The sequence below is a fragment of the Streptomyces niphimycinicus genome (assembly GCF_018883605.1).
Taxonomy (GTDB): Bacteria; Actinomycetota; Actinomycetes; order Streptomycetales; family Streptomycetaceae; genus Streptomyces; species Streptomyces niphimycinicus.
On sequence record NZ_JAHLEM010000388.1, the window covers coordinates 1 to 15987 of the forward strand.

Sequence of the window (15987 nt, forward strand, 5' to 3'; positions counted from 1 at the left end):
TCCCGGGCAACGCCTGATCGCCACCTCCGGGCACCACGCGCACCCCGCGCACCCCGCGCACCCGCCAGGGGCGACGGACGCGCCGTCGGCGACAGCGCCCCCGCCCCGCACGGCGCCCGGGGTCACGCAGGCTTGTCACCGTCGAGGCCACCGGGCCACACCGGCCCCGCCCCCTTCACTCCGTAACCTTACAGCGCGAAGTTTAATGTCGTAGCCCCTTGTCGCACTCGACTTACATGCGTAGCCTTACTCCCGTAAGCACACAGTCGAAGCCTCAAGGAGCCCCCATGAGCACGCCGGTCGCCATCCGCGCCACCGAGATCGTCCTGCCCGGCGCGGTCGAGCCGAGCGGCCTGGAGGTCCGGACCCGCGACCTTCCCGCCCCCGACAAGGGCCAGGTCCTCCTGCGGATGGACGCGACCGGAGTCAGCTTCGCCGAGCAGCAGATGCGCCGCGGCAAGTACTACGACCAGCCGGCGTTCCCCTTCGTGCCCGGGTACGACGTGGTGGGCACCGTCACCGCGACGGGGCCCGGCGTGGACGCCGGGCTGACCGGACGCCGGTTCGCCGCGGTCACCAAGGTCGGCGCATGGGCCAGTCATCTGCTGATCGACGCCGCGGAACTGACGCCGGTGCCGGACGGCATGGACGCGGCCACCGCGGAGACCGTGGTCGTCAACGGGATCACCGCCTGGCAGATGCTGCACCGGATGGCCAAGGTGCGCCCCGGCGGAACCGTGGTGGTGCTGGGCGTCAACGGCGGTGTCGGCTCCATCCTCGTGCAGTTGGCCTGGCACGCCGGGATCACGGTGATCGGCACGGCCTCGGCGCGGCACCACGCGAGCGTGCGCGAACTGGGCGCGATCCCGGTCGACTACCACGACCCGGACATGTACGACCAGATCCGGAAGATCGCGCCGGACGGCGTCGACGCGGTCTTCGACCACGTCGGCGGCCCCGGACTGGTGCAGTCGTGGCGGCTGCTGCGCCGGGGCGGAACCCTGGTCTCGTACGGCACCGCGGCGACGAAGAACGAAGAGGGCAGCTCGCAACTGCCGGTACTGAAGCTGTTCGCGCAGCTCGCGGCATGGAACTCGATGCCCAACGGCAGGAGCGCGCACTTCTACAACTTCTGGGCGGGCCGACGCCGCCGGGCGGAATGGCAGCGCCGACTGACCCAGGACCTCACCGAGGTACTGCGCCTGGTGGCCGACGGCGTCCTCACCCCGCAGATCGCCGCCCAGATCCCGCTGCACGACGCCGCATCGGCGCTGGCGCTCGCCGAGTCCCGCACCGTCATCGGCAAGGTCATCCTCGTCCCGGGGGCCTGACCGGCGCGTTCTCATCCCACACGCCTAAGACCACGGCGGCGGACGCGCTGATGCCGCGCGGCATCACACGGCCACCGCCACGCACCACCGACTGCCGCACGACATCTGGCGGCCCACCGCCACGCACCACCGACTGCCACGCGGCGTATCGCGGCCCACCGCCACGCACCACCGACTCAGCCCGATACACGGGCAGCTTCCGGACCACGCATGTACCCGTGCCGACTCTCGGCCCCCCGTGCCGGCTCTCGGCCACCTCTGCCGGTCCGTCCGTCTCGTCAGTTCACCCCACCGCCTCGGAGGTTCCGTCATGCCCCTCACGATCGCCGCCCCCCAGGTCACCGGCCCCAGCACCGCCACTGCGACGCGCTCACCGGTCGAGGTCGACAACCGCGCGGCCTATATCGGCTTCGGACTCGCCTACGTATTCGGGCACGGCTCGGCCGCACTCTCCAAGGGCGCCAGCCCGCTGCTCGATCTGCCCGCCTGGCTGCCCATGGCGCTCCTCGGCGCCGGACTCGCGGCCGGCACCATCCAAGCCACCCGCGCCGCCCTGCGCGCCCAACGCGGCGCCACGGAGCCGGACCTCCTGTCCGGCAAACTGCTCGGCGCCTCCTGGCTCATCGGTTTCGCCGCCCTGTTCCTCGCCATCACCGGCCTGTCGTCCACCGTCGATACGCCCGATCTACAGTCCATGCTCTGGCCCACCGGATCCGGCCTCATTGTCGGCCTGATCTACGTCAGCGAGGGCGCCGCCCGCCGCAACGTCCTGCACTACGGTCTCGGCGTCTGGCTCGCGCTGACCTCCACCGCCGCGCTCTTCCTCGGCACTCCCGGCCTCTACTGGGTCCTCGCCATCGCCGGTGGCGGCGCCTACGCCGTCGCCACCGCCCTCGAACGCCGCCGCCTCGGCCTCCGCTGACCACCCGCCTTCACCCACCACCGCAAGGAGAACCCGATGATCTACCACGGCATCCGTATGAAGCTCAGAGGAGGCGTCACCTCCCAGCAGATCGACGAGGCGCTGGACTGCCTCAAGGACCAGGGCCGATCCATCCCCGCGGTGAAATCGTTCATCTTCGGCCGCGAATACAACAGCGACTTCGACTGGAGTGCGGTGTTCGCCCTGGAAGACCTGGACGCGTACTGGGAGTACCTCATCCACCCGGTGCATGTGACATCGGAACGGGTGGCCTTCCCTCTGATCGAAAGGTTCGAGAGCTTCGACATCTCCGACACCCCCCATCCAGAACTGGGCGCCAAGATCGCAGAGCTACAGAAGCGGCACTACGAAGCCGACCCCGGGCTCGCCGAGCTGCTGTCCGGCCTCGACTCCCACACCGGCAGCAGCGCTCTCGCGCACAGGAGTTGACCTCCGGCCGAGCCCCCCCCTCGCGCGGGGCGGCGAGGATCGATCGCCATCCGCTACGGCGGGCCTCGATTCCGGCCCGGTGACGTACCCGTTCTGCCTGGCCGCCGTTGCGCTATCCGCCCCACGACGCCGCAACGGCCCGCACCGGACAAATCCTGGCCATACGGCCACACTTGGGAACCTGGTTGTCCGAAATAGGCCCTCCGGCACACGGAACCTCCCCAGGCCACCGCCCCTCTTCCGGTGCGCAGGCGCCGACTGACTTCGCGCGCCGATTCGTATGCGAGGGGAACCCCGAACTTCATGAAGAACAAGCTGACCGCCGTGGCCCTTGCGGCCGTCGTCGTCGCGGGCACTGCCGCTATGGCCCTCCCGGCCTCGGCCGCCACCGCCAAGGCCGCGCCGACCCGCTGCCACACCGCCGATCTGAAGGCCGGCTTCGCCATGGGGGAGGACGCGAGGCCGGAGATGGATCAGACCGAGAGGCAGACCCAGGCGCACATCTGGTTCAGCAACAAGAGCACGCGCACCTGCACCCTGTCCGGCTTCGCCGGTGTCGACATGATCGGCGCTCAGGGGACCGACGGCACCTGGTCGCTGGCGCGCTCCTCCAAGGCGCCCGAGAAGCTGGTCCTGGAGCCGGGAGATACAACGGACTTCAGCATCAACCTGCTCCCGGTGGCCGAGTCCACGCCGCAGAAGGAGAAGTTCGTTCCGGCGAAGTTCCTGGTCACCCCGCCGAACGAGACGAAGCACTTCACCCTGAAGTGGCCGTTCGGCGGCCAGATCCTCAAGCAGGACGGCGCCACCCACCCCGGCACCTACCTCAACCCGGTCGGCCTGTAACCAAGCCGGACAGCCCCTCACCGCCGTCCCCGAGTCGGCCAGGGGCCGGTCCGCGTCGTCATTCCGGGCCCGCCGGACCCTCGTACACGGGGGTCCGGCGGGCCTCAACTCCGTTACTCAAACCCGGAGTGTCGGCCCGCGGTGGCAGGATGACGCCATGGTGCTTCACGTAGGGGTAAAAGATCTTCGACGGAGACGGGATGAGCTTCGAGGCTCGGCGGAATCGATAGAAGCACAAGGGGAGCTCGGCGATTTGGCCACGGTTGGTCTCCTGCTGTTCTACTCCGCCGAGTGCGGAATGAAGGAATGACTGCTCATCCGCCAGAAGTTACGCGGCACCGAAGCTCTGGACCCCACCCATGACCTTCGCAAGCTGGCCAAGGACCTCAATCTGCCCCGAACGCTCGCAGCACGTCTCGACAGGCTCCAAAGCTGCCGACGACATGCACCGGCACGCGGATCCGTTTCGCTGGCCGATTTACATCAGGCATGGCGCTACGGCGCAAAGCTTGACGCGGCCGACGAGAAGGAAGCTCAGGAAGCCCTACGCGCGGTCGAGGTCCACGACTACCTGGCGTCGTTCAAGCCTCCGGTGATCGACTTCAACCTGCCGCACGGAACCCACGACGATCCCCCGCACCGCGACAACCCAAGCGTCCCCGAATACGGCCTGTGGATGAGCCGCGTCTACGACGCCTGGCTCGCCCAGCCCGAGTACCAGCACACGGTCCGGATGCTCGAGGACATCGTGGCGCTCAGCGCCGGCGTACGCGGCTCGGTCGAAACCCTCGGACTGGCCCCGCCTACCAGTGTCGTCATTGAATCCAACGGCACGATCGAAGGCGTGGATACTCTGCGCTCCGTCGAAGAGGGCGCCTCGTGGCTGGGGATCGGCCTCTTCGGCACATCCTTCGACGAGGTCATGCGCCATCCCAAACTCCTGCACCGATACGACAGCAAGGCAGCGCTGGCCGAGAAGTGCCAGAGCTGCCCGCTGGTGGAGGTGTGCGGCGGCGGCTACCTCCCACATCGCTTCAGCGCCGGACGCGGCTACCGGAACCCCTCTGTCTACTGCACGGACCTGGAGCACCTCATCCGGTACATCCAGGACTCCCTCCGGCAGCACGGCTGGGACGCGCCCGCACCAGGCGCTCCATCCCCTTAGCCGACCGTACTGCCACGGCGGAAGTCCGTATCGAAAGCAAGCGAGCGAAGCAGACAGGAGACGCCTATGAGCGTGACGATCCGCCCCGCCGACAAGCGGGACGTCCTTGCGGTGGCCGAGTTGATCGTGGAAATCGAGCGCTTCTACGGCTCGACCGAAATCCAGCCGCTCGCGGAGCGCCAGGCTCAGGTCGAGGAAGCACTCTTCGGTGCACCGCCCATGGCCTCCGCCCTCCTCGTCGAAGACGAGACCGGTGCCCTCGCCGGGCTGGCCGCCTACTCGTTCCTCTGGCCGGCCGCGGGCTCCTCCCACTCGCTCTTCCTCAAGGAGCTCTATGTCCGCGACACCCTGCGCAGGCAAGGCGTCGGCGCCCAGCTCATGGACGAGTTGCGCGCTCTGGCCGCCGCGCGCCCCGGGTGCAGCCGCGTCGAGTGGATGACCGACCAGGACAACCCGGGAGCACGCGCCTTCTACAAGTCGCTCGGCTTTGCCGAATTCGACGGGAAGATCATCTACCGAGTCGACACCAGCACGGTGTGAGAGCGCCCGCCGACGCCCGCGACCTCGGCTTGGGCGCGGCCGATCGGTAGTCCAGGGCGGCCAGGCGAAGCGATGGCCGCAGTCCGTGGGTGGTGGCTCAGTCGCTGTCGGGCGTGTGCGGGTGCTCCATGGAGGAGAGCCACGTCATCAGGAGCGTTTCCAGGGCCGAGGCGTCGGTGGGCGTCAGGAGATCCAGCAGGCGGCGTTCGTTGCGCATGTGGTCGGCGAAGGCTTGGTCGATCAGCGCCAGGCCGGGGGTGGTCAGGGCGACGATACGGCCTCGTTGGTCGCCGGTGGAGCGGCGGCGGGTGACGAGGCCGGCGCGTTCCAGGCGATCGATTCTCTTGGTCATCGCGCCGGTGGTGACCATGGTGTGCACGGCGAGTTCGCCGGGGGCGCGTTCGTACGGTTCGCCTGCGCGGCGGATCGCGCACAGCACGTCGAACTCTCCCTCGCTCAGGCCGTAGCGGCTGTAGACGAGGCGGAGTTCTTCGCCGAGCCGGTCGGCCAGGCGGTGCAGTCGGCCGATCACTCCTTGCGGGGTGACGTCGATCTCGGGTCGCTCGCGGCGCCACTCTGCCTGGATGCGGGCCACATGGTCCATCGGTTCTCGGTCCTCCATGGAAGACAATATAGCTTCCTGGGAAGCTATATTGTCTTCCATGGAAGCTAATGTGCGTTGGGTAGCCCTGACCGCCGTCGCGCCGGTGGCCTGGGGGGCCAACTACTACGTCACCCGCGAGTTCCTCCCGGCGGACCACCCGCTGTACGGGGCCGCGCTGCGGGCGCTGCCCGCGGGGCTCGCGCTGCTGGCCGTGCGGCGGCGACGGCCTCGCGGCGTGTGGTGGTGGCGGTCCGCCGTGCTGGGGCTGCTCAATGTGAGCGTGTTCTTCGTCCTGGTCTATGCCGCCTCTCAACTGCTGCCGACGAGCGTCGCATCGACGGTCATGGCGGTGTCCCCGCTGACGATGATGTTCATCGCATGGCCCCTGGTGTCCGAGCGGCCCCGGACCGCGCATCTGTCCGGGGCCGTGATCGGGCTCGCCGGGGTATGTCTGATGTTGCTCATGGGGGCAGGGGCGAGCGTGCCGGGGATTCTTGCCTCGGGGACGGCCGTACTGGTGTCATCCTTCGGCCACGTCCTCACCAAGCGGTGGAGCGGCGACGCCGATCTGCTCGCCTCGACCGCCTGGCAGCTCACCGCGGGCGGACTGTTCCTGCTTCCGGTGGCCGCCGCCGTGGAGGGCGCTCCGCCCGCGCTCTCGCCATCCGTATGCGTCGCGTTCTGCTACGTCGCCCTGGTGGCCACCGCCCTGGCCTTCACCGCCTGGTTCACCGGACTGCGGCATCTGCCCGCTGGCACCGTGGGCCTGATCGGACTCCTCAACCCCGTTACGGGCGTGCTGCTCGGCACGGTGCTCGCCGGAGAGGCGCTGACCCTTCAGCAGATATGCGGGCTGGCCATGGTCCTGGCGGGCGTCGCCCTGGGGCGCCCCACGCGCGTCCGGCGACGCGCCGGTGGTCGGGCGGCCGACGGCGGGAACGACAGCTCCCCCGGCCCGAATCAGACGCCCGCCGACGCCCGCCTCGGCGGCGCACACATGTGACCCAGCCACGGAACGGCCCCACCACGGCTGATCAGGCGTCGGGGCGCTCCGCGGCCGCCCGCTGGGACTCCTCCACGATGCGGTGCAGCGCCGCCACATGTCTTTCGAGTGCGGCCCGTCCGGTCGGGGTGAGGGCGAGCCAGGTTCGGGGACGTTTGCCGACGTAGCCCTTCTTCACCTCGACATAGCCCCGGGTCTCGAGCGTGCTGACCTGCTTGGAGAGTGCGGAGGGCGACATTCCCACCGTCTCTCGCACCCATCCGAACTCGGCCCACTCCACGCTCACCAGCAGCGACACGATCGACAGCCGCGTCGGGTCGAGCAGGGCGGTGTCGAAGTCAGCGGGATCCATGGGCGAGACCGTTCATGCCGTGCTTACCGTCGCCGCGCATCGCCAGGGAGTTCAGGCCCCGCTGAAGACCGCGGCCGAAGAGGATGAGGGTGGCGCCGAGCACGGCGCCCGCCACCGTCCCCGCGTACGGGAACAGGTGGTCCGGCAGGAAGGGCGCGCCGACGAAGCCGAGCAGCACGACGGCGACGATCGCCATCTGGGCCACCCGCGCGAACCGCGGGGAGATCTCGCTCCTGCGTACGCGGGTGGGCCGACCCAGGAGGGCGCCGCCGCGAGGGGTCCGCAGCATCACCGCGTACGCCACGATCAGCGCGGTGACCGCCAGGGAGATCCCGGAACGCACGCCGTCGCCGAAGAAGTCGGGCGCCGCCAGTTCGGCGAAGATCGCGACCCCGAACACGACGCCGACCCAGCGGGATTGCTGCTCCGAGGCGCGGCCCTGGGCGCGGAGCCGCTCGATGTCGCGCAGTGCGCGGGCGGCCTCGGCGGGCGGGGTGACGCGGTCGGACATGGGGGACCTCCAGGCGCTTGGGCATGCTCCAGCAGAACTAGTTTCCGCATAGGAAACTAGTTCTGCCAAGTGGAATAGTCAACGCCAGGACAGTCAGTCCTTCCCTGGCGGATCCGCGACGGCTGGATCCGGCGGCGAGAGACGCGACGGACGCCGCTCGTTACAGCCCGGGTTCGGCAGCGCCGATCATGCGCCGCACATGCTCGAGGAAGGTGCGGGTGGCGGGATGCGTAGGGGTGCGCGGCCAGACCAGGCGCACCGTCACGGGGGCGGAGTCCGCGAGGGGCAGGTAGCGGACACCGGGATGCGGGTGGCTGTGCTCGGTGGCTTCCGCGGTGGCGCCGACCGCTTCTCCGGTGGCGATCGTGGTGAGCCACTCGTCGACGTTGGCCACCTCGATGGTGGTGGGCCGTTGCCCGCGGGGCCAGAGGTCGGCCGTGCTGGCGGCGGTGGCGCAGAGCACGACCAACCGGTCGGCAAGGTCGGCCAGACGCACGACGGAACGGCCGACCAGCGGATCGCTGTCCGACACGGCGGCCAGCCGGCGCTCCCGGTAGAGCTCCTCGGTCATCAGCTCGGCATCCGCCGTGGGCGCAGTGCGCAGGAAGACGGCGTCGATCTCGCCCCGGCGGAGCGCCGCTTCGGGATCGCCCGGGCGGTGTACCCGCACCGGGATGTCGGGGTGCTGGTCACGCCAGGCCCGCAGCAACGGCACGGTACGGTCGCCGAGGGCCGCCCAGGCGAAGCCGATCCGCAGCGGCCGCGGCCCCGCCTGGGCCTCCGACAGCGCATCGTCCAGTTGCTTGAGGATCAGGTGAGCGCGCTCGTGCAGCAGGCGACCGGCGTCGGTGAGGGAGAGTCGGCGGGTGGTGCGCTCCACCAGGCGCGTGCCGAGCCGGTTCTCCAGTTGCTCCAGGGTCCGGGACAGGGCGGGCTGGCTGATGTGCAGAGCGGCGGCGGCGCCGGTGATGGTGCCCTCGTCTCCGATCGCGGCCAGTGCTCGCAGATGCCGCAGCTCGACATTCATAACCGCCAAGCATAAGCGCTTCGCAAACGGCATTTCCCTGCGCCGGTGGGCCGGGCCTAGCGTCGCTGACATGAAGATTCTGCTCATCGGTGCCACTGGCACGCTCGGCACGGCCGTGCACAAGGAACTGTCCGCCCGGGGCCATGAGGTCCTGGCTGTCGGGCGCACCGGCGGCGACCTGCGGTACGACGTCACCGACCCCGCTCAGACCGCCGCGATGTACGAGTGCGCCGGCCGTGTGGACGCGGTGGTCAGCGCTGCTGGCGACGCGCCGTTCAAGCCGGTCACGGAGATGACACGCGAGGACTGTCTTGCCGCCTTCCAAGGCAAGGTGCTCAGCCAGATCGACCTGGTCCTGCAAGGCGTAGCCCGCGTCGCCGAGCGCGGCTCCTTCACTCTGATCACGGGCGTACTGGCACGCGAGCCGATCCCCACGGGCGCCGCCGCCTCCATGGCCAACGGCGCGGTGGAGGCGTTCGTACGCGCCGCCGCCATCGAGATCGCCCCGCAGCGCATCAACGCGGTCAGCCCCACCGTCGTCACCGAGAGCCTCTCCTCCTACGGGGACTACTTCCCCGGCATGGGGTCGGTTGATCTCGCCGACGTCGCCCAGGCGTACGTCCGCTCCGTCGAGGGCGCCCAGACCGGCCAGGTCTACGCGCTGTAGCGGCGAGTCGCCCGGGCCGCGTTTGGCCTCCCGGCGCTTTTCGGAGCCTCCCGGCGCTTTTCGGAGCCGTCCACAGCGCAAGGCCCGCCGCGAGTACGCGAACCGCGTGCGTGGCGGAGCGTTGGGCCGGGGCGCCGCCACGCATTCAGGGTCTTCTGTCACCCGCGGAGATGGAGCGATCTCATCGCGCCTCGAAGTGCTGCCGTGAGACCGACGCTACGGGCGCCGACCAGTGATGGCCACGATCCGGTCGAGGAGCGAAGCGTCGGTGGGGACCTCGACGGCCGGGCCCCACAGGCCCTCGACAGGAGCGTTCGGGACGAATGTGGCTACGTGGGCGTAGCAGGCTCGCAGCGTGTCGTCGGGGAGGTCGAAGGGCTGGTCGGTGGCCCTGGCGATGTCCCAGCCGTGCACCACTATCTCGGTGAGCGCGATCTTCCCCCAGGTGTCATTCGGCAGGTCGACGCCCGCGGCGTCGGTCCTGCCCTGCCAGGCCGCCGGGTCGTCCCAGGCGTCGCCGAGTGCCCGCACGTTCTCGGCGACGCTTCCCCGCCAGTCGTCACCAAGGTCCGCGGCAGCCGGCTCGGCGGCGGCTGTGCCGACGTCCTTGCGAGCGATGCCGGAGAATCCCTGGGAAGCCCCGTCAACGTGGGTGATGAGGTCACGGACGGTGTATTCGGTACAGCGAGTAGGACTGGTGAGCTGCTCATCGCTCACGCCTGCCAGCACGTCGATCATCCGGTGGCAGGCCGGCTTCAGGTCGATCACGGATTCTTCTCCTCGGTCGTGCCATGCGGTCACATAGGCAGTCGTGCCATGCGGTCACATGGGCAGACGCCCCGCGGAACAAGAACTCATCGGTCTGCTTCTCCACCAGGGACCTCGGTCCGCTCCTGGTGTCCGAACCCGGTAGCGAGCGCGGCCGCAGGCGTCAGGAATCGGCGGACCACACCCGGCGGCCGCCGACCCAGGTGGATCGGACGGGGATCTCGGAGATACCGTCCGGGTCGGTGTCGAAGGGACTGGCGCCGAGCACCACGAAGTCGGCGAGCATCCCCGGTGCCAGACGGCCCTTGAGGTGGGACTCGCCGGTGGCGTGGGCGGATCCGGCGGTGTACACCTCGAGCGCCTGGGCAACCGTCAGCCGCTGGTCGGCGCCGAGCACCCGGCCGTCCGCGGTGCGCCGGGTGACCATGGTCTGGACGGCGAGCAGCGGGTTGAGCGGTCCGGCCGGGTAGTCGGAGGAGCCCGCGACGGTGATACCGGCGTCCAGCAGGTCGCGGTGTGCGCACACCTGCTCGGCGCGCTCGTCGCCGTAGTAGCCGATGAGCTTGGCGCCGTGCCCGTGGACGAAGGAGCCGAACGGGACCGGGGTGACCCCGCTGCGGCGGATCCGCTCGATCAGGGCGTCGTCCACCATGCTGCAATGCTCGATCCGGTGGTTGACCGTGTTCCGCGGATGCAGGGCGCGGGCCCGTTCGATGGCGTCCAGCACCTTGCCGACCGCCAGGTCGCCGTTGGCATGGACGCCTACCCGCAGCCCGGCGGCGTGCGCCGCCTCCACCGTGGCCGCCAACTCCTCGTCGCCCATCACCTGGATGCCGTTGTCACCGCCGGTCTCCGCCCGGTACGGCCTGCTGCACAGACAGGTGCCGCCCGCCAGCGCACCGTCGGCCATCAGCTTCACGCCGACCACCCGCACCCACTCGTCACCGAAGCCCGCGCGCAGCCCGGCCCGGCGCAGCTCGTCGAGGTAGCGGAACCACAGCAGCATGCCGACGCGGGCGGTCAGCCGCCCGCGCTCGGACGCGAGCTGGTACAGCCGCAGCTCCTTGGGGGTGACCAAGGCGTCGCACCATGAGGTGATACCGGTGGCGTGCAGGTCGGCGCAGACCTCTGCCAGCGGCTCGACGAGGTCCTCGATGCTGTGGCTGGGCAGGAACTCGGGTTCGCCGACCGCCCGGTACCACTCGTCGAACCAGGCCCGCTCGTATATCCAGCCGTCCAGCCGCCCGGTGGCGTCCCGGCCCAGGTCGCCACCGGCCGGGGCGGGGTCGCCGTCCCGGAACCCGGCGAGTTCCAGCGCGGGCGAGTTGGCGACGGCCATATGGCAGGAGAAGTGGATGACCACCACCGGACGGCCCGGGGCGAGGGCGTCCAGGGCGGCTCGGTCGAGTCGGCCCTCGGGGTCGGCGCGCGGGTCGTAACCCTCGACGGTCACCCAGCCGCCGGGTGGGGTGGCCGCGATGGCGGCGGCGACGCGCTCACGCGGCGGCACGGAGGTGTCTCCGCTGCCCAGGTGAAGGCGCAGCTTGGTCTCGGCGAGGCAGGAGGGATGGCAGTGCGCGTCGTGGAAGCCGGGTACGACGTGGCCGTCGCCGAGGTCGGTGCGGTCGGCGGTGGGAAAGGCCGCGGACAGCTCGGCCAGACCACCGGTGGCGACGATCCGGCCGGCCAGGACGGCAAGGGCCTGGGTCTGCGGTCCGGCGAGGGTGGTGATCGCGCGGGCGTGGAAGATCCGCACCCGCTCCGGCCGGTGCGATGCGGCGGCCGATGCGGCGGCCGGCACCGGGGAGGCGGACTGCGCAGCGGCGGCTGGGTTTGTCATGGGCGTGCTCCTCAGACTGTGGTGGGGGCGGAGGCGGAGGCGGATGAGGGGGCGGACGGCTCGTCCGGGAGTACCGGTGCACCGCCGCGGGCCCGCAGCACCAGTTCCACGGCGCCCGCGACCACGACGTTGACGGCCAATGCGATCAGCCCGGTGCTGATGGCGCCGTGGTAGGAATCGCCGAAGGTCAGCCAGATCAGTACCGCCTCGCCGGCGACGATGCCGGCGCCGGCCGACCAGGCGCGCAGCAGCGGGCGGCGGGTGAGCGCGGCGGCGGTGGCGGGCGCCATCTGTCCCAGGCCGCTGTAGGTGAGCAGCAGGAGATTGGCCAGCGCGTCGGGGCGGGTGATCCCGAGCACCAGTGCGAGGGTGACCGCGATGACGACCGTGCCGTGGTTGACCAGCAGCCCGGCACGGGCGCCGCGCGGGCGCAGCACATTGCGGGCGACCAGGGTGGACATGCCGAGCACGATGCCCGCCGAGGGCACCATGGCGGTCGCGGCCGCGGCCACCGCGATCACGCCGAGCAGCCAGTCGGGCATCGCGCCGGAGGCCAACTGCAACAGGACGCCGTTGCCGTTGGCCGAGGCCGCGCCGCTGAGCGTGGTCAGCGCGGTGAAACCGACGATCATCGGGATGGCCTGGGTGGCGCCGTACACCGGTATCCAGATGCTGTTCTTGCGCAGCGCCTGCTCGCTGCCGGCCGCCAATACGGGGGCCCAGCCCTGCGGCATCGTCAGGAAGAGGACGCTGAAGAGGCTGGTGAGCATGGCGGTGAAGAACCACACCTGGCCGAACGGTCCACCGGCGGGCACGCTCAGCAGCTCCGAGTGGTGCTCGCGCAGCGCGGCGCCGAGGTGGCCGATGCCGCCGTTGTAGTGCGCGGGGACCATCACCAGCATCGCCAGCAGCGCGACCACCATCAGGGCGTCCTTGAGGTAGGCCGCCTTGGCGACGCCGTGGATGCCGGACCACAGCACGAAGGCGACCACCAGCACCGAGGCCGCGATCATGGCGGGGGTGCCGGCGTCCTTGTTGCCGGTGGCCAACTGGATGACCAGACCGAGTCCGGTGATCTGTAGTTGCAGGTACGGCAGCAGGAAGACCACGCCGAGGACGGAGGTGAGCCCGCCGAACAGGCGGCTTCCGTAGCGGTCGGCGAAGAAGTCGCCCTGGGTGAGGTAGCCGCGGTCGCGTCCCATCCGCCAGATGACGGGCGCGATGGCGTACAGGCCCACATAGGCGAGCGGCAGGTAGGGCAGCGCGTAGGTGACGGCCACACCCGAGGTGCAGGCGAGTCCGGCGAGGCCGAGGAAGGTGAAGGTGGTGTAGATCTCGCCGGCCTGGAGCAGCCAGGTGGTGAACGCGCCGAAGTTGCGTCCCCCGACGCTCCACTCCTCCAGGCTGGCGGCGGGCCGACGGCGGCCGAGCAGCCCGAGGGCGCCGATGGCGACCATGCCCAGGATGCAGACGAGCAGCGTGACGGACATCAGCGCTCCTCCCCGGTGGCGGCGGCGGTGGCGGTGGCAGCGGCGGAGGCGTTGCGGCAGCGCTCCACGTAGGCCAGCGCGGGGGTCAGTGCGAGCACCCACCCGACGGACCAGACCAGCAGCGAGGGCAGCCCCAGCCACAACTGGGGACCGTTCACGAAGGGCAGCCACACGGCCGCCAGTAGTGCCACCACGGGTACGGCGAGAAGTGTCAGCGCAAGGGGCATGTCTGTGCTCCGGACTCCGGAAAGGGTTCCAGCCCGCGTCGTTGGCTGCGAGGCGGGATCGGGTCGCAGCAGCATCGGCCCTCGCTGGCAACAGGGCCTTGATTTTGCAGCAAACCGGCATTCAGATAGCGCGCATGAAGTTTTCCGCCGATCTGGACGAGATGGATCTCGCGCTCGTCACCGCGCTACAGACCGCGCCGCGGGCCTCCTGGGCTCTGGTCGGCCGGGCGCTGGGCATCAGCCCGGTCACCGCCGCCCGGCGCTGGGAGCGGCTCGCGGAGGCCCGGCTGGCCTGGGTGACCGCGTACGGCGGCGGCTTCATCGCCCGGCACCATGTGGAGGCGTTCGTCGAGGTGGACTGCGTGCCCTCGCGGCTGTCCTCGGTGGTGGCCGGGCTGGTGGAACAACCACAGGTGGCCAGCGTGGAACACACCTCGGGGCAGCAGGACCTGCTGCTCACCGTGCTGGTCTCGGACCTGGCGGCGCTCTCCCGGCTCCTCACCGACGTGATCGGCCGCCTGGACGGGGTGCTGGCCACCCGCAGTCAGATCGTCACCGAGCTGCTCACCGAGGGGTCCCGCTGGGACCTGCGGGCGCTGGACCGCGACCAGCGGCAGGTCATGCTCGATGGCCGCGACGACCCGGCGGTCCAGGAGCCCGACCCCACCCCCGCGCCCGAGGACATCCCGCTGATGCTGGCGCTCGGCCACGACGGGCGGCTCGGCTACCAGGAACTGGCACAGCGTACGGGGATGAGCGAGTCCACCGCGCGGCGGCGCACCTCGCGGCTGCTCCGCACCGGCGTGCTGGTGCCACGGTGCGAGATCGCGCACTCACGGTCCAACTACCCCGTGTTCGTCACCTACCGGATGAACGTTCCTTCGGCCGCGTTGGCGAAAGTGGGCTCCGCGTTGTCCGGGGTGCCGGCGGTGCGGATGTGCGCCTCGATCTCCTCGGCGCACAACCTGGTGGTCAACGGCTGGGTGCGGTCGGTGCCGGACAGCCGGCGGCTGGAGGAGTACCTGGTCGAGCGGTTCCCGGAGATCACCATGGTCGACCGGTCGCTCACGCTGGCGAACTTCAAACGGATGGGCTGGATTCTGGACGACGAGGGCCGGGCGGTGCGCCCCGTCCCCATCGACCTGTGGCGTGCCCCTGCCACAGTGTGACGGCGGCAGTGTGACGGCGGCGCCGTTCACCTTCCGAAAAGTGCCGTCGCGGGCTGGGCCGAACGGGGGCTTTTGCGGGGTGGTCCGCCACGTCGCCGCCCCATCCGACAGGCGTTCAGATGATGGTGTGAGAAATCATCATTGCCGCGTCGACCGATGGGATGCGCCGTGCCCCGGTTCAGCGTCATCGTGCCCGCATACGAGGTCCAGCCGTATCTGAACGACTGTCTGCGGTCCGTGCTGGAGCAGGACTTCACGGACCTCGAGCTGATCGCGGTCGACGACCACTCCCCGGACGCCTGCGGCGCGATCATCGACGAGGCGGCGGCGTGCGACCCCCGGGTGCGGCCCGTGCACCTGCCGGAGAACGCGGGGCTCGGCCGCGCCCGGAACGCCGGGATCCGCCGGGCCACCGGCGACTATCTGCTCTTCCTCGACGGCGATGACACCCTCGCCCCCGGCTCGCTGCGCGCCATCGCCGACCGGCTGGCGCGGACCGGCGAGCCGCAGGTGCTGGTCTTCGACTACGCGCGGGTGGACTGGACGGGCGAGGCCGTGCGCAACGTCCGGGCCGAGCTGCTCCGGCAGGGGGATCCCGAAGATCCCGAGGACCCTCACGCCCGCCAGGTCTTCCGGCTCGACCAGCGGCCCGAGCTGCTGCGGCTGCTGATGGTCGCCTGGAACAAGGCGTACCGCCGGGACTTCGTCCGTAAGGAGGGCTTCGCCTTTCCGTCCGGCTTCTACGAGGACACCCCCTGGACCTTTCCCGTGCTGCTCACCGCCGAGTCCATCGCCGCCTTGGACCGGGTGTGCGTCCACTACCGGCAGCGGCGGCGCGGCGGGATCCTGCGCACCGCCAGCCGTCGCCACCTCGATGTGTTCGAGCAGTACGACCGGGTGTTCCGGTTTCTCGACGCCCGGCCCGGGCTGGCCCACTGGCGCCCGGCGCTGTTCCAGCGGATGGTCGACCACTTCGGTGTGATCGCCACCGCGCCGGGGCGGCTGCCGGTGCGGGCCCGGGCCGAGTTCTTCCGCCGGGCGAGCGCGCACCACCGCCGCTACCGGCCGCTCGGCG

The 15987-nt window shown here is 70.4% G+C and carries 18 protein-coding genes; 10 read left to right on the forward strand and 8 right to left on the reverse strand.

What is annotated here, in order from left to right; translation table 11 throughout:
- Positions 1-287 precede the first annotated feature (287 nt).
- The 6 genes from KN815_RS30115 (at position 288) to haaN (ending at position 5254) form a co-directional block, all read left to right on the forward strand.
- Entirely contained in the window at positions 288-1331 is a 1044-nt protein-coding gene (locus KN815_RS30115) for a medium chain dehydrogenase/reductase family protein (RefSeq protein WP_216345037.1), read from the forward strand.
- Positions 1332-1641: 310 nt separating this feature from the next.
- Positions 1642-2253, forward strand: coding sequence for an ABC transporter permease (locus tag KN815_RS30120; RefSeq protein ID WP_216345038.1), 612 nt, complete (start codon positions 1642-1644; stop codon positions 2251-2253).
- A 36-nt stretch (positions 2254-2289) separates the two neighbouring features.
- Positions 2290-2703, forward strand: a complete 414-nt coding sequence (locus tag KN815_RS30125; RefSeq protein ID WP_216345039.1) for a Dabb family protein — start codon at positions 2290-2292, stop codon at positions 2701-2703.
- Positions 2704-3006: 303 nt separating this feature from the next.
- The gene (locus KN815_RS30130; protein WP_216345040.1) at positions 3007-3549 is read left to right on the forward strand and encodes a DUF4232 domain-containing protein; all 543 of its coding nucleotides are present in this window, start codon (positions 3007-3009) and stop codon (positions 3547-3549) included.
- 592 nt (positions 3550-4141) lie between these two features.
- A complete protein-coding gene (locus tag KN815_RS30135; protein WP_253209329.1) occupies positions 4142-4714 on the forward strand; it encodes a hypothetical protein in 573 nt (190 codons plus the stop codon).
- 66 nt (positions 4715-4780) lie between these two features.
- Positions 4781-5254 (forward strand): cyclophane-containing RiPP N-acetyltransferase HaaN, encoded by a 474-nt coding sequence (gene haaN, locus KN815_RS30140; protein ID WP_216345041.1) that lies wholly within the window; start codon positions 4781-4783, stop codon positions 5252-5254.
- Positions 5255-5351: 97 nt separating this feature from the next.
- Here haaN and KN815_RS30145 read toward each other — a convergent pair whose 3' ends face one another.
- Positions 5352-5876, reverse strand: coding sequence for a MarR family winged helix-turn-helix transcriptional regulator (locus KN815_RS30145; protein WP_216345042.1), 525 nt, complete (start codon positions 5874-5876; stop codon positions 5352-5354).
- A gap of 40 nt (positions 5877-5916) precedes the next feature.
- On the opposite strand from KN815_RS30145, the gene KN815_RS30150 reads away from it, so the two are divergent.
- The gene (locus KN815_RS30150) at positions 5917-6861 is read left to right on the forward strand and encodes a DMT family transporter (protein WP_216345043.1); all 945 of its coding nucleotides are present in this window, start codon (positions 5917-5919) and stop codon (positions 6859-6861) included.
- A gap of 31 nt (positions 6862-6892) precedes the next feature.
- Here KN815_RS30150 and KN815_RS30155 read toward each other — a convergent pair whose 3' ends face one another.
- The 3 genes from KN815_RS30155 to KN815_RS30165 form a co-directional block, all read right to left on the reverse strand.
- On the reverse strand, positions 6893-7213 hold the full coding sequence (locus KN815_RS30155; RefSeq protein WP_216345044.1) for a winged helix-turn-helix domain-containing protein: 321 nt from the start codon (positions 7211-7213) through the stop codon (positions 6893-6895).
- Entirely contained in the window at positions 7200-7724 is a 525-nt protein-coding gene (locus tag KN815_RS30160) for a hypothetical protein (protein ID WP_216345045.1), read from the reverse strand. Before KN815_RS30160 ends, KN815_RS30155 begins: the two co-directional genes overlap by 14 nt.
- A gap of 160 nt (positions 7725-7884) precedes the next feature.
- The gene (locus KN815_RS30165; protein ID WP_216345046.1) at positions 7885-8751 is read right to left on the reverse strand and encodes a LysR family transcriptional regulator; all 867 of its coding nucleotides are present in this window, start codon (positions 8749-8751) and stop codon (positions 7885-7887) included.
- A gap of 70 nt (positions 8752-8821) precedes the next feature.
- On the opposite strand from KN815_RS30165, the gene KN815_RS30170 reads away from it, so the two are divergent.
- Positions 8822-9418, forward strand: coding sequence for a short chain dehydrogenase (locus KN815_RS30170; protein ID WP_216345047.1), 597 nt, complete (start codon positions 8822-8824; stop codon positions 9416-9418).
- A 216-nt stretch (positions 9419-9634) separates the two neighbouring features.
- Here the strand turns inward: KN815_RS30170 and KN815_RS30175 are convergent, their stop codons facing one another.
- From KN815_RS30175 to KN815_RS30190, 4 genes are all read right to left on the reverse strand, one after another.
- Positions 9635-10186 (reverse strand): TIGR03086 family metal-binding protein, encoded by a 552-nt coding sequence (locus KN815_RS30175; RefSeq protein WP_216345048.1) that lies wholly within the window; start codon positions 10184-10186, stop codon positions 9635-9637.
- 163 nt (positions 10187-10349) lie between these two features.
- Positions 10350-12026, reverse strand: a complete 1677-nt coding sequence (locus tag KN815_RS30180; protein ID WP_216345049.1) for an amidohydrolase — start codon at positions 12024-12026, stop codon at positions 10350-10352.
- Between the two features lie 11 nt (positions 12027-12037).
- Complete coding sequence (locus KN815_RS30185; RefSeq protein WP_216345050.1) at positions 12038-13516, reverse strand: sodium:solute symporter family protein; 1479 nt, start codon at positions 13514-13516, stop codon at positions 12038-12040.
- Positions 13516-13743: a hypothetical protein gene (locus KN815_RS30190; RefSeq protein ID WP_216345053.1), complete on the reverse strand. Its 228-nt coding sequence runs from the start codon at positions 13741-13743 to the stop codon at positions 13516-13518. Before KN815_RS30190 ends, KN815_RS30185 begins: the two co-directional genes overlap by 1 nt.
- Positions 13744-13877: 134 nt before the next feature.
- Between KN815_RS30190 and KN815_RS30195 the strand changes: the two genes are divergently transcribed.
- Together KN815_RS30195 and KN815_RS30200 are read left to right on the forward strand one after the other, a co-directional pair.
- Positions 13878-14912 carry an Lrp/AsnC family transcriptional regulator gene (locus tag KN815_RS30195; RefSeq protein ID WP_216345051.1) on the forward strand — a complete coding sequence of 345 codons (1035 nt, stop codon included), beginning with the start codon at positions 13878-13880 and terminating at the stop codon, positions 14910-14912.
- A 168-nt stretch (positions 14913-15080) separates the two neighbouring features.
- Positions 15081-15987: glycosyltransferase family 2 protein (locus KN815_RS30200; protein ID WP_216345052.1), on the forward strand; the 907-nt coding region annotated here is incomplete at its 3' end.

What these genes read in the sequence shown, in the direction of transcription:
- KN815_RS30115 (WP_216345037.1), top strand. Translation starts at nt 288, where the DNA reads ATGAGCACGCCGGTCGCCATCCGCGCCACCGAGATCGTCCTGCCCGGC.
- KN815_RS30120 (WP_216345038.1), top strand. Translation starts at nt 1,642, where the DNA reads ATGCCCCTCACGATCGCCGCCCCCCAGGTCACCGGCCCCAGCACCGCC.
- KN815_RS30125 (WP_216345039.1), top strand. Translation starts at nt 2,290, where the DNA reads ATGATCTACCACGGCATCCGTATGAAGCTCAGAGGAGGCGTCACCTCC.
- KN815_RS30130 (WP_216345040.1), top strand. Translation starts at nt 3,007, where the DNA reads ATGAAGAACAAGCTGACCGCCGTGGCCCTTGCGGCCGTCGTCGTCGCG.
- haaN (WP_216345041.1), top strand. Translation starts at nt 4,781, where the DNA reads ATGAGCGTGACGATCCGCCCCGCCGACAAGCGGGACGTCCTTGCGGTG.
- KN815_RS30145 (WP_216345042.1), bottom strand. Translation starts at nt 5,876, where the DNA reads ATGGAGGACCGAGAACCGATGGACCATGTGGCCCGCATCCAGGCAGAG.
- KN815_RS30150 (WP_216345043.1), top strand. Translation starts at nt 5,917, where the DNA reads ATGGAAGCTAATGTGCGTTGGGTAGCCCTGACCGCCGTCGCGCCGGTG.
- KN815_RS30155 (WP_216345044.1), bottom strand. Translation starts at nt 7,213, where the DNA reads ATGGATCCCGCTGACTTCGACACCGCCCTGCTCGACCCGACGCGGCTG.
- KN815_RS30160 (WP_216345045.1), bottom strand. Translation starts at nt 7,724, where the DNA reads ATGTCCGACCGCGTCACCCCGCCCGCCGAGGCCGCCCGCGCACTGCGC.
- KN815_RS30165 (WP_216345046.1), bottom strand. Translation starts at nt 8,751, where the DNA reads ATGAATGTCGAGCTGCGGCATCTGCGAGCACTGGCCGCGATCGGAGAC.
- KN815_RS30170 (WP_216345047.1), top strand. Translation starts at nt 8,822, where the DNA reads ATGAAGATTCTGCTCATCGGTGCCACTGGCACGCTCGGCACGGCCGTG.
- KN815_RS30180 (WP_216345049.1), bottom strand. Translation starts at nt 12,026, where the DNA reads ATGACAAACCCAGCCGCCGCTGCGCAGTCCGCCTCCCCGGTGCCGGCC.
- KN815_RS30185 (WP_216345050.1), bottom strand. Translation starts at nt 13,516, where the DNA reads ATGTCCGTCACGCTGCTCGTCTGCATCCTGGGCATGGTCGCCATCGGC.
- KN815_RS30190 (WP_216345053.1), bottom strand. Translation starts at nt 13,743, where the DNA reads ATGCCCCTTGCGCTGACACTTCTCGCCGTACCCGTGGTGGCACTACTG.
- KN815_RS30195 (WP_216345051.1), top strand. Translation starts at nt 13,878, where the DNA reads ATGAAGTTTTCCGCCGATCTGGACGAGATGGATCTCGCGCTCGTCACC.